Here is a 12,013-nt window from a genome sequence, read left to right on the forward strand (position 1 = left end):
AGTCCTGGCACAAAATCACGGGGCCGTGTCGTCATCCTCCGTGGGTGCCTGCGACTGGGTCTGGGTTTGGGTCTGGTTCCATTCGGTGTCCTGCTTCTGCATCAGCGCGAACCAGTGCTGGCGCATAAAGGTCAGGTAAGCCTCCGGCGCCTTGGCGAAGTCCTTCTCGTTGTCATAGCAGCCCGGCAATGGCAACTCGGTGCCCTGCTCCTTGTATTGGCTGACCAGCGCCTGCTGCCCGGCCACACTGCAATCCTTGGGCAGCGGCATGCCACGCAGCGCACCGGCCTCTTCATCCCACCAGGCCGCGCCCACCCGGTCGACACCGCGCAGGCGATACTTCTGCGACTTGCCGACATGCATGATCAGCTTGAATTCATTGGGGCTGACATCGCTGGTGCAGGTGCGCGAATAACCCACGGTGGCCTGGGTGATGCCATCACCGCTGAGGTCGGTGACCTTGGTCGCCGCCATGTCGAAGTGCAGCGCCGCATCGAATTCGCAATGCTGTACGTCGTCGTAGAGCATCCACATGCGCTTGGGGCGGTCGCCGTCGATCAGGTATTGCGCCGCGTAAACAAATGCCGATTGGGTACCATCGTCCTCACGCTCACTGACTTGCTCAGCGAGCACCAGCAGGTTCTTGCCCTGGTGGTCATCCCAGGTATAGGCGGCGACCTGCCTGCCGCGTACTTCAACGCCCTCAGGCACTTGAGCGAGGGTGGTGAGTGCCACGCCGTCATCTGCCCGTCCGGTGGGGACGCACGCTACCGTCATCAACAATCCCATCAAGACGGGCCGCCATTGGCCGCCTACACGCTGCACGCTATTCATCCGAGTACCCTGGCAAGAGATGGCTTACTTTACCGGCACTTGAGGCGCATTGCAGAGAAGATTCTTCAATATAAATGCACAGCAGGCAGTCGCACGGGGCGATACGGCGGCCGGTATTCGGCAAGTCCGGCCCACGACATACAAACCGTTCGTGTTTCGCCCAATTTATAACGCCTTTATCGCCTTAATTAAGTAGCTGAACACTAGCTGTCTACCTGTCAAATAAACGAGTTTTTCATCTGCCTTTCATATCTGTTGCACATTTTTGCGCTTAATCTTGAACGTGAACCTTCAGAGCGAGTCACACAACACCCGCTAACCTGTTGATTACGCTTCATCTTTAGCGCCGTTTTTTTACCAGCGGGCCAGGTGTTCGCCCAATGATTACTACCGCTTTCACGCTCCAAGTTGCTCTAACCCCGAGGTCATGAATCTTTGAAACCCTACCCTATTCATTGCGTGTCGATCGTTATCCCGGTCTACAACGAACAAGAAAGCCTGCCTGAACTGCTGCGCCGCACCACCGCCGCCTGCAAGCAACTGGCCTACGAATACGAAATCATCCTGGTGGATGACGGTAGCCGCGACAACTCCGCCCAATTGCTCGAAGACGCCGCCGCTGAAGACGGCAGCAACGTGGTGGCGGTGATCCTCAATCGCAACTACGGGCAGCATGCGGCGATCATGGCCGGTTTCGAGCAGTGCCGGGGCGAAGTGGTGATTACCCTCGATGCCGACCTGCAGAACCCGCCCGAAGAAATCCCACGCCTGGTGGAGCAAGCGGCCCTGGGCTACGACGTGGTCGCCACCGTGCGTAACAATCGCCAGGACTCGGCCTTTCGCCGCTGGCCTTCGCGCCTGATCAACCTCGCCGTGCAACGCTCCACTGGCGTGGCCATGACCGACTACGGCTGCATGCTGCGCGCTTACCGCCGCACGATCGTCGACGCCATGCTCGCCTGCCGTGAGCGCAGCACCTTTATCCCGATCCTGGCCAACGGCTTTGCCCGCCACACCACCGAGATCCTTGTGCACCACGCCGAGCGTGAACACGGCGAGTCCAAATACAGCGCCATGCGCCTGATCAGCCTGATGTTCGACCTGCTGACCTGCATGACCACCACCCCGCTGCGCCTGCTGTCCATCGTCGGCTTCAGCCTGGCGGCCTTGGGCATGCTGTTCGCCTTTGCACTGATCATCCTGCGCCTGGCCTTCGGTGCTGAATGGGCCGGCGACGGCATGTTCGTGCTGTTCGCGGTGCTGTTCGTGTTCACCGGCGGCCAGTTCATCGGCATGGGCCTGCTGGGTGAATACCTGGGCCGCATGTACAGCGATGTCCGCGCCCGCCCACGTTTCTTTATTGAAAAAGTGCTGCGCAACCAACCGGCAGCACCGGCACCCGTGGTCGTCGTTGACGGCCTGGTGTCCTCCCATTCCACCACTACTTCTCCTTCCGATCAGGTTTCGTCATGAATTCAAAAGCCGTTGTCTTCGCTTACCACGATATTGGCTGTGCGGGCATTGAAGCCCTGCTGACTGCCGGCTACGACATTGCCGCCGTGTTCACCCATGCCGATGACCCCAAGGAAAACAATTTCTACGGTTCCGTCGCCCAGCTGTGCGCGCGCAACGGCATCCCGGTACATGCGCCGGAAGATGCCAACCACCCGCTGTGGATCGAACGCATTGCCAAGCTGAACCCGGAATACATCTTCTCTTTCTACTACCGCAACCTGTTGAGCGAGCCGCTGTTGGCCACCGCCAGCAAAGGCGCGTTCAACCTGCACGGCTCGCTGCTGCCTAAATACCGTGGCCGCGCACCGGCCAACTGGGTGCTGGTCAATGGCGAAACCGAAACCGGCGTGACCCTGCACCGCATGGTCAAACGTGCCGATGCCGGCGCGATCCTGGTCCAGCAAAAAGTCGTGATCGAGCGCACCGACACCGGCCTGACCCTGCATGCCAAGCTGCGTGATGCGGCGACCAGCCTGTTGCGCGATGCCCTGCCGCAACTGGCTGCGGGCAAGCTGCCCGAGACTGCCCAGGACGAAAGCCAGGCCACCTACTTTGGTCGCCGCACGGCAGCCGACGGCAAGCTGGAGTGGAAAAAACCGGCTGAAGAACTGTTCAACCTCGTGCGTGCGGTGACTCAACCGTACCCGGGCGCCTTCTGCTCTGTCGGTGAGCACCAGCTCATCGTCTGGCAAGCCGAAGTGGTCAAGGGCAACGAAGGCCTGGCGCCGGGCCGCGTGATCAGCGTCAACCCGCTGCGCATCGCCTGCGGTGAAGACTCCCTGGTGGTCAAGTTCGGCCAGCGCAACGACAACGGCCTGTACCTGGCTGGTCCGTCCCTGGCCAACGAACTGGGCCTGGTCGACGGCTCCGTGCTGCGCGGTGCCGAGTCCGGCCGCAAGCCGCGCCGTACCCGCGTGCTGATCCTCGGTGTGAACGGTTTCATCGGTAACCACCTGTCCGAGCGCCTGCTGCGTGACGACCGTTATGAAGTCTACGGCCTGGACATCGGCTCCGACGCCATCGAGCGCCTGCGCAGCCACCCAAACTTCCATTACGTCGAAGGCGACATCAGCATCCACACCGAGTGGATCGAGTACCACATCAAGAAGTGCGACGTGGTCCTGCCGCTCGTGGCCATCGCCACACCCATCGAGTACACCCGTAACCCGCTGCGCGTGTTCGAGCTGGATTTCGAAGAAAACCTCAAGCTGGTGCGCTACTGCGTCAAGTACAACAAGCGCGTGATCTTCCCGTCGACCTCCGAAGTCTATGGCATGTGCCAGGACCCGTACTTCGACGAAGACACCTCCAACCTGGTGGTCGGCCCGGTCAACAAGCAGCGCTGGATCTACTCGGTCTCCAAGCAACTGCTGGACCGCGTGATCTGGGCCTACGGCGCCAAGGGCCTGAACTTCACCCTGTTCCGTCCGTTCAACTGGATGGGCCCGCGCCTGGATCGCCTGGATTCGGCGCGTATCGGCAGCTCCCGTGCGATCACCCAGCTGATCCTCAACCTGGTGGAAGGTACGCCGATCCGCCTGTTCGACGGTGGCGAGCAGAAGCGCTGCTTCACCGACATCGCCGACGGTATCGAAGCCCTGGCGCGCATCATCGACAACGACAACGATGCCTGCAACGGCCAGATCATCAACATCGGCAACCCGGAAAACGAAGCCAGCATCCGTCAGTTGGGCGAAGAGCTGCTGCGTCAGTTCGAAGCGCACCCGCTGCGCAGCAACTTCCCGCCGTTCGCCGGTTTCCGCGATGTAGAAAGCAAGGCGTTCTACGGCACCGGTTACCAGGACGTGGCCCACCGCAAGCCAAACATCGAAAACGCCAAGCGCCTGCTGAACTGGGAGCCGACCGTTGAGATGAGCGAAACCATCGGCAACACGCTGGACTTCTTCCTGCGTGAAGCCATGCTCGAAATCGCGGACAAGCGCTGATGCAGGCAGGTCTTCGCATCGACGTCGACACCTACCGCGGCACCCGTGAAGGTGTGCCGCGGTTGCTCGAATCCCTGGATGAGGCCGGGGTAAAAGCGACGTTCTTCTTCAGTGTCGGGCCGGACAATATGGGGCGCCACTTGTGGCGCCTGATCCGCCCGCAGTTCCTGTGGAAAATGCTGCGTTCCAATGCTGCCGGCCTGTACGGCTGGGACATCCTGCTGGCCGGCACCGCCTGGCCAGGCAAGCCCATCGGCCGTGACCTGGGGCACTTGATGCGCCAGGCCAAGGCGGCGGGGCATGAAGTTGGCCTGCATGCCTGGGATCACCACGGCTGGCAGGCCAACACCGGGCGTTGGAGCGATGCACAGCTGGTGGAGCAGATTCGACGCGGCGTGGAGACCTTGAGCGACATCCTCGGCGAACGCATCGACTGTTCCGCGGCCGCCGGGTGGCGTGCCGATGAGCGTGTGGTGCAAGCCAAGCAAGGGTTCAACTTTCGCTACAACAGCGATTGCCGGGGTACCAGCCTGTTTCGGCCGACATTGGCCGATGGCAGCGCGGGTACGCCACAAATTCCGGTGGACCTGCCGACCTTCGACGAAGTCGTCGGGCCGGTGGTGGCCGCCAAAGACTTCAACGGTTTCATTCTTGACAGGTTTGCCGAGTCGAAGCTCAACGTCTACACGATCCACGCAGAAGTAGAAGGGATTCTGATGGCCAATGATTTTCGCCAGTTGCTCGCCCAGGCAGCGCAGCGCGGCATCGATTTCAAACCCCTGGGCGACTTGTTGCCTGCGGACCTGACCACCCTGCCCCGGCAACACTTGGTGCGCGGCGCATTGAGCGGCCGTGAGGGTTGGCTCGGAGTGCAGCAGGCATGATCCGGCGCTGGGCGTTGCCCCTGCTCCTGTTGGCATTCGGCGCGTTCTATTTGCTGCCGCTGGCCACCCACGGCCTGTGGATTCCGGATGAAACCCGCTACGCGCAGATCAGCCAGGAAATGCTGCTGACCGGCAAGTGGGCGTCGCCGCACTTCATGGGGATTCGCTACTTCGAAAAACCCGCTGCAGGGTACTGGATGATCGCGCTGGGCCAGGCGATCTTCGGGCAGAACCTGTTTGGTGTACGCTTCGCCTCGGCGTTGAGCACCGGCTTGAGCATCCTGCTGGTGTACCTGGTGTCCCGCCGGCTGTGGAATGACCCGCAAAAGAGCCTGGTCAGCACCGTGCTGTACATGAGTTTTGTCAGCGTGGCGGCACTGGGCGGCTATGCCAACCTCGATCCGCAGTTCACGTTCTGGGTCAACCTGACCGGCGTCGCCCTGTGGTTCTGCTTCGACAGCACCACCCGCAACGGCCGCCTGGGAGCCTGGGCGCTGCTCGGTTTGGCCTGTGGCATGGGCTTTATGACCAAGGGCTTCCTGGCGTGGCTGTTGCCGGTGCTGATTGCCCTGCCCTACGCGATCTGGCAGAAGCGCTTTCGCGAACTGCTCGGTTACGGCCTGGTCGCCGTGGTCGTCGCCATTGTCGTAAGCCTGCCCTGGGCCCTGACCGTGCACCTGCAAGAGCCGGACTACTGGAACTTCTTCTTCTGGCACGAGCACATCCAGCGTTTTGCCGGCGAGGATGCACAGCACGCCGAGCCGTTCTGGTATTACCTGCCGCTGCTGGTCGCGTTTTCGTTGCCATGGGTCGCCCTGCTGCCGTCCACCTTCAAGCAGGCGTGGCAGCAAAAGCGCTTGCCTGCCACCGCGTTTCTGCTGCTGTGGTTGTTGATGCCCCTGGCCTTCTTCAGTCTGGCCAAAGGCAAGTTGCCCTCCTACATCATGCCGTGCCTGCTGCCGCTGGCGTTGCTGATGGGGTCTGCGTTGTCCACCAAATTGGGCGAAGGCCGTGACCGTGCGTTGCGGGTCAACGGCGGGCTGAACCTGATCATCGGTGTCGTGGCATTGCTCGCACTGACCTGGTTCCAACTGAAAAAACCGGTGTATGAGCACGGCAGTGAAACCCTCAGCCTGGTACTGGTGTTTGCCTTCCTGTTTGGCTGGATCCTCGTCAACCTGCTGCAGGCCGCACGGCCTTTGAAACTGTGGGCCGCGCCGGTGATCGGCAGTTGGTTGATGGTGGCGTTGGTCCCGGCCGCATTGCCCCATTCGGTGGTTTATAACAAGACCCCGGACCAGTTCATCATCGATCACCTCCAGGAACTGAGCCAGACCACCGCGTTGCTGAGCAACGACCTGGGCGCGGCCTCCGCCCTGGCGTGGCGCGTCAAGCGCCCGGACGTGACCCTCTATAACACCATCGGCGAAGTGAAATATGGCTTGGCCTTCGACGATGCGGCCCATCACAAGGTCGACACCACGCAGGTCCAGCAATGGATGAGCGACGCGCGCAAACACGGCGCGGTCGGTGTGGTGATGCGCGTCAAGGGTGACGACGAAATCGCCGAAGTGGCGTTGCTGCCCAAAGACGGCAAGCGCTACGAGCAAGGCAATATCGTGATCCTGGTGTTCCCGCAGGTTGCGCCATGATCACACTGCTCCTGTTCTTGGCGGCCTGCCTGCTGACATGCATGGGCCAGGTCTCGCAGAAATTCGCCGTGGAAGGCTGGCGCGACCAGCCCGACGATTGGACGCTGAAACTGCGCTCGCCGTGGTTGTGGTCTGCCCTGCTGTGCCTGGGTTTTGGTTTGCTGGTGTGGTTGCTGGTGTTGCAGCGTCTGGAAGTCGGCATCGCCTACCCGATGCTCAGCCTCAATTTTGTTCTGGTCACGCTGGTGGCGCGCTTCGTGTTCAAGGAAACCATCGACACACGGCATTGGCTGGGCGTGGCGCTGGTGATTGCCGGTGTGGTGCTGTTGGGGCGCCAGGTATGAGCCGCATTCGTGGTTTCGCCCTGGCCCTGGGCAGCGTTGGCCTGGTCAGCGCCGCCCAATTGGGCATGCGCTGGAGCATGACGCGCCTGCCCTTGCCCGCCGAATGGCTGACGGCATTCAACAGCAACGCCATCGACTTCGGGGCGTTGGGGGTGGTGAGCCTGGCGATCCTGGCCTACGCGCTGTCGATGCTCTGCTGGCTCGGCGCCCTCAAGCACCTGCCCCTGGGCCGCGCCTATTCGCTGCTGAGCATCAGCTACGCGCTGGTGTACCTGCTGGCCGCCAGCCTGCCGGTGTTCAACGAACATTTTTCCCTCTCGAAAACCCTGGGGGTGGCCTTGGTCATCCTCGGTGTGCTGGTCATTAACTCTCGCCGTGCTAGCGCTGCAAGCGCCAGGAATGCCCCATGAAAATCAGTGTATTTGGTAGTGGTTACGTCGGTCTGGTACAGGCCACCGTATTAGCCGAAGTCGGTCACGATGTCATCTGCATGGACGTCGATCAGAACAAGGTCAAGCTCCTGCAGCAAGGCCATGTGAGCATCTTCGAGCCGGGACTGGCGGCCATGGTTAAGGAAAACCTGGAAAGCGGGCGACTGCACTTCACCTTCGATGAAAAACTCGCCGTCGAACACGGCGAAGTGCTGTTTATCGCGGTGGGCACGCCGTCGGATGAAGACGGCTCGGCGGACCTCAAGTACGTGTTGTCGGTGGGCGATGCGGTGGCCCGCCACCGTATCGAACCGGTGATCCTGGTGGAGAAATCCACCGTGCCCGTGGGTACCGGCGATACCCTGCGCGCCCATATCGAAAAAGTCCTGCACCTGGCCGGTCGGCACCTGGAGTTCGATATCGTCTCCAACCCGGAATTCCTCAAGGAAGGCTCTGCCGTTTCCGACTGCCGCCGTCCGGACCGCATCATCATCGGTTGCGAGCGCGAAGAAGTGCGCGACGTGATGCGTGACCTGTACGCGCCGTTCAACCGCAACCACGACCGCATCATCTTCATGGACCTGCGCAGCGCCGAGCTGACCAAATACGCCGCCAACTGCATGCTGGCCACCAAGATCAGCTTTATCAACCAGATCGCCGAGCTGGCCGAACACCTGGGCGCCGACATCGAGGCCGTGCGCCTGGGCATCGGCGCCGACTCACGCATCGGCTACCACTTTATCTACCCTGGCTGCGGCTACGGCGGCTCGTGCTTCCCCAAGGACATGCGCGCCTTGATCCACAGCGCCAAGCAGGCCAACTGTTCCAGCGACCTGCTGGAAGCCGTGGAAGCCATCAACCAGCGCCAGAAGAGCAAGCTGTTCGACCGCATCAATGCGTTCTTCCAGGGCAACCTGCGCGGCAAGACCTTTGCCCTCTGGGGCCTGGCGTTCAAGCCCAACACCGACGACATGCGCGATGCGCCCAGCCGCGTGCTGATGGAAGCCCTGTGGGCTGCCGGCGCCAACGTCCGGGCGTTCGATCCGGAGGCCATGCAGGAAACCCAGCGCCTCTACGGTGACGAGCAACGGCTGATGCTGATGGGCACGCCGGAGTCCACGTTGGTCGGCGCCGATGCGCTGATCGTCTGCACCGAATGGCAGCAGTTCAAGGCGCCGGACTTCGACCTGATCCACCAGCGCCTGAAAACCCCGGTGATCTTCGACGGCCGCAACCTGTACGACGGTGAACGCCTGGCGCGCAAAGGCTTCCAGTACTACCCGATTGGCCGTGGCGATTCCTGCCAGTTGCCGATTCCCCAGCAGCAGTGGGTGCCGCAGGTCGTGGAAGCCTGATACGTGAACAAAGCTCAGTCGTCCCTGCTCAGCCCAACGATCCGCCGCCAATCCCTCGGCCTGGGATTGCTGGCGCTGTTGTTGTTTATCGCCGGCAGTTGGCACCAGGCGATTATCGGTTTCGACTCACGCTTCGTGGTGTTTGCCCAGGAGATGCTGCGCCATGGGCCGGGCTTTTTCCCCACCACGTACGGGCAGCCGTATGCTGATTACCTCGCCACCTCAACGCTGATGACCTGGCTGTTGTCGCTGCCCCTGGGCCAGGTCACCAGCCTCACGGCCTGGCTGCCGACGGCCATGGCTTCGGCAGTGATCGTCACCCTGGTGTATCGCCTGACGGCGCCCTACTCCCAGCGTTGGGGGCTGCTGAGCCTCGCGCTGCTGTTGCTGAGCAGTACCTTCATCAGTGAAACCCGCGCGGTGTCCCTCGACCAGATGCTCGCGGCCATCGCCTTGGCGGTGTTCTACCTCGGTTATGCCCATGACCATTTCGGCGGGGGTAAACGCCTGCACTGGCTGTACCTGCTGCTGATCCTTGGCTTTGCGATTCGTGGGCCTATCGGGCTGGTGATTCCTACGGGCGTGCTGTGCAGCTACTACCTGATCAACCGACAATGGCGCCAACTGTTCAGTTTCGGCCTGCTGGCACTGGCGCTGCTGGTGGCCTGTGTCGGCCTGCTGCTGCTGATGGCCAAGCTCAGTGGCGGCGAGAGCTTCATGCAGGATGTGATCCGCATGCAGTTCCTGGGGCGGATGGACGGCAGTGAAGGCTCCAGCGGCGCGTTGTACTACTTCACCAGCTCGCTGGGTAATTACGCCCTCGCCTATCCCGTGGCACTGCTGGTGCTGCTGGCGGTCGCGGTCGGTCGGCGACGCGTACCGACGCCCGCGTTGCAACTGGTGCTGTACTGCGCTGCCGCTGGCTTTCTGGTGATGCTGGGCCTGTCGATTCCCCAGGCAAAGAAGGCCCGCTATGTGCTGGCGATGTTGCCGATGGCGGCGATCATTGCGGCGTACCCGTTCCAGGTCGTTGAAGGTCGTCTGTTTGCATGGCTGCGCGGGCTGATGCTGGGTGTCTGGACACTGCTGCCAGGCCTGCTGATCGTTGGGCTGATCTTCGCGCGGCCACGTTATCCGGAGCAGTTGAGCCAGCTGGGGCCGGTGTTTGCCGTGCTCGGGCTGTTGCAAGCCTTGGCATTGCTGGCGTTGTTCAGGGCTCGTCTACGGCCGTTGGGGCCGGCGCTTGCCGCCGTCCTTGCGGTGTGGGCAACGTATATAGCAGTGGTCGAACCGCTCGAACGCAGCATCTACGACACCCGCACCTTTACGCTCCAAGTGCATGAGCAGGTCCAGCAACAGCGCGCCCCGGTGGTATTGCACGGCTTGGGCAAAGACGCCAAGGCGATCAAATTCATGGTTAACCTCGACTGCGATCAGGTGCCGTTGTTTACCCGACAAGCCTCTGACCTGGCGCCGTTACGAGGGCCGGCATGGCTGGTGATGAGCCAGGAGGATTTCGAAGGGCTCAAAGACCCGCGATTTGCCTCTATCACACCAACGTTGACCGGCGAGTTCGACCGAAACCCCTATGTGCTGCTGTACCTGGCCAAAGCCACTCAACCTTGAGTTGCGACGCAGAAAGATCCTACGAAGCTATGCGTAATGGCTGGTGTCATTTCACTTTCCCGCGTCTGAAACCCAACTGTAAACTCGATGGCCACGTGCGGTAACTGTCTACCGCCACAGGCCATGGATAACAACAAGGACGCTATGAGCCGCAGCCAGCACCGCGGCTCACTTCGTGAGAGGACAAACCGTGCCAAATGACCGTTTACCGGATACCCCAACTTCCCTGGCCCGTGATGAAGTGCATATCGGCTACCTGTCCGTTCCGCCGCTGGATCGGCTGATGTGGCTGCGCAATGCCCTGGTGGCACTCAAAGGTCCCTTGGCCGGCGAGCCAGGGCTGCAGGAAAACCTGCAAAAGCACTTGTTCAATGAAGAAACCGATAATCGCGTACTGGGCAAGCTCAATCCTGCTGTCACTTCGTAATAAATTCATTATTTTTGTATTTAACCCTCATTAATATGCATTGGCGCTGACCTATCTGGCACGGCACACTGCGCAGTGTTCCTCCCCCGAATGCAGGAACTTTCAAAGGGCTTTTCCGGGCAACCAGACAAGCCTTTTTTTTGCCCGCCGTTTATGGATTTCTTTTCAATGCTCGCTCGCTGGTTTCCCGCTGCTATCAATACCCGCCCCGCCGAATGGAGCCGTGCCGCGATTGGCATGGCCTTGGGTACATTATTCAGTGTCTGGCTCTGCGCCCAGGTCTTCGGCATGGAGGTGGCGCTGCACCTGCTCGGTCCGTTGGGGGCTTCAGCGGTGTTGTTGTTTGCGGTTTCGTCCGGTGCGCTGGCGCAGCCCTGGTCGATCATCGGCAGCTACCTGTGCGCCGGTGTCGTGGCGTTGCTGGTGGCCCGCGTCCTTGGTCGCACCCTGGGCGGTGCTTGCCTGGCAGCTGGCATGGCCGTGGTGCTGATGTGCTGGCTGCGTTGCCTGCATCCGCCCGCCGGCGGCCTGGCCATGACCCTGGTATTAGCCGATCCTGCCTCCGCCGCCCTGGGCTGGCACGAATTGGGTGCTGTACTACTCGGTGCCGGTGCCCTGCTGGCCTGCGCGCTGGCCTACAACAATGCCACCCGAACACGCTACCCCAAGGGCGCTGTCGAGGCTCCAACAGCTATCCTGCCTGATCCCAAGGCTGCCCGAGACCCCGCCATTACCGCTGCCGACTTGAAGTTGGCGCTGGCTGACATGGAGCAATTTTACGACGTAGCTCCCACGGAGTTGGAGCAATTGATCCACGCTGCAGAAACCCACGCTCGGCGCCGCAGCATCGGTGAAGTGCTGGCAACCCGCGTAACCTGAGCCCACGCCCGGCCCCCCTGCAGAAATGCAAAAACGACCTGCATGATTCCGGGTTGTACTGTGCAAATTTGCACTGGTACGATCACGAGAGTGTTCGCACACGAACATCTTGATAAAGAA

At 61.3% G+C, this 12,013-nt stretch carries 11 protein-coding genes; 10 read left to right on the top strand and 1 reads right to left on the bottom strand.

The window, feature by feature from the left end:
* Positions 1 to 15 precede the first annotated feature (15 nt).
* The gene (locus tag M2397_RS07865; RefSeq protein ID WP_259242589.1) at positions 16 to 834 is read right to left on the bottom strand and encodes a M949_RS01915 family surface polysaccharide biosynthesis protein; all 819 of its coding nucleotides are present in this window, start codon (positions 832 to 834) and stop codon (positions 16 to 18) included.
* Between the two features lie 435 nt (positions 835 to 1,269).
* On the opposite strand from M2397_RS07865, the gene arnC reads away from it, so the two are divergent.
* The 10 genes from arnC to M2397_RS07915 all read left to right on the top strand — a co-directional run bounded on the left by arnC (position 1,270) and on the right by M2397_RS07915 (position 11,893).
* Positions 1,270 to 2,307 (top strand): undecaprenyl-phosphate 4-deoxy-4-formamido-L-arabinose transferase, encoded by a 1,038-nt coding sequence (gene arnC / locus M2397_RS07870; RefSeq protein WP_131696272.1) that lies wholly within the window; start codon positions 1,270 to 1,272, stop codon positions 2,305 to 2,307.
* The gene (arnA, locus tag M2397_RS07875) at positions 2,304 to 4,295 is read left to right on the top strand and encodes a bifunctional UDP-4-amino-4-deoxy-L-arabinose formyltransferase/UDP-glucuronic acid oxidase ArnA (RefSeq protein ID WP_259242590.1); all 1,992 of its coding nucleotides are present in this window, start codon (positions 2,304 to 2,306) and stop codon (positions 4,293 to 4,295) included. The genes arnC and arnA overlap by 4 nt, the downstream gene beginning before the upstream one ends.
* The gene (gene arnD, locus M2397_RS07880) at positions 4,295 to 5,179 is read left to right on the top strand and encodes a 4-deoxy-4-formamido-L-arabinose-phosphoundecaprenol deformylase (protein ID WP_259242591.1); all 885 of its coding nucleotides are present in this window, start codon (positions 4,295 to 4,297) and stop codon (positions 5,177 to 5,179) included. The genes arnA and arnD overlap by 1 nt, the downstream gene beginning before the upstream one ends.
* Entirely contained in the window at positions 5,176 to 6,831 is a 1,656-nt protein-coding gene (gene arnT, locus M2397_RS07885; RefSeq protein ID WP_259242592.1) for a lipid IV(A) 4-amino-4-deoxy-L-arabinosyltransferase, read from the top strand. The genes arnD and arnT overlap by 4 nt, the downstream gene beginning before the upstream one ends.
* Positions 6,828 to 7,175, top strand: a complete 348-nt coding sequence (gene arnE / locus M2397_RS07890) for a 4-amino-4-deoxy-L-arabinose-phosphoundecaprenol flippase subunit ArnE (RefSeq protein ID WP_131696268.1) — start codon at positions 6,828 to 6,830, stop codon at positions 7,173 to 7,175. Before arnT ends, arnE begins: the two co-directional genes overlap by 4 nt.
* Positions 7,172 to 7,585, top strand: coding sequence for a 4-amino-4-deoxy-L-arabinose-phosphoundecaprenol flippase subunit ArnF (arnF, locus tag M2397_RS07895; RefSeq protein ID WP_131696267.1), 414 nt, complete (start codon positions 7,172 to 7,174; stop codon positions 7,583 to 7,585). Before arnE ends, arnF begins: the two co-directional genes overlap by 4 nt.
* Positions 7,582 to 8,961, top strand: a complete 1,380-nt coding sequence (locus M2397_RS07900) for a UDP-glucose/GDP-mannose dehydrogenase family protein (RefSeq protein WP_131696266.1) — start codon at positions 7,582 to 7,584, stop codon at positions 8,959 to 8,961. Before arnF ends, M2397_RS07900 begins: the two co-directional genes overlap by 4 nt.
* A 3-nt stretch (positions 8,962 to 8,964) precedes the next feature.
* Entirely contained in the window at positions 8,965 to 10,587 is a 1,623-nt protein-coding gene (locus M2397_RS07905; RefSeq protein ID WP_259242593.1) for a glycosyltransferase family 39 protein, read from the top strand.
* Positions 10,588 to 10,858: 271 nt separating this feature from the next.
* The gene (locus M2397_RS07910; RefSeq protein WP_259242783.1) at positions 10,859 to 11,014 is read left to right on the top strand and encodes a type VI secretion system contractile sheath small subunit; all 156 of its coding nucleotides are present in this window, start codon (positions 10,859 to 10,861) and stop codon (positions 11,012 to 11,014) included.
* Between the two features lie 168 nt (positions 11,015 to 11,182).
* Positions 11,183 to 11,893 (top strand): HPP family protein, encoded by a 711-nt coding sequence (locus tag M2397_RS07915; protein ID WP_131696263.1) that lies wholly within the window; start codon positions 11,183 to 11,185, stop codon positions 11,891 to 11,893.
* The last annotated feature ends 120 nt before the right edge of the window (positions 11,894 to 12,013 follow it).

This window comes from Pseudomonas sp. BIGb0381, assembly GCF_024809815.1.
In the GTDB taxonomy this organism is placed as follows: Bacteria; Pseudomonadota; Gammaproteobacteria; order Pseudomonadales; family Pseudomonadaceae; genus Aquipseudomonas.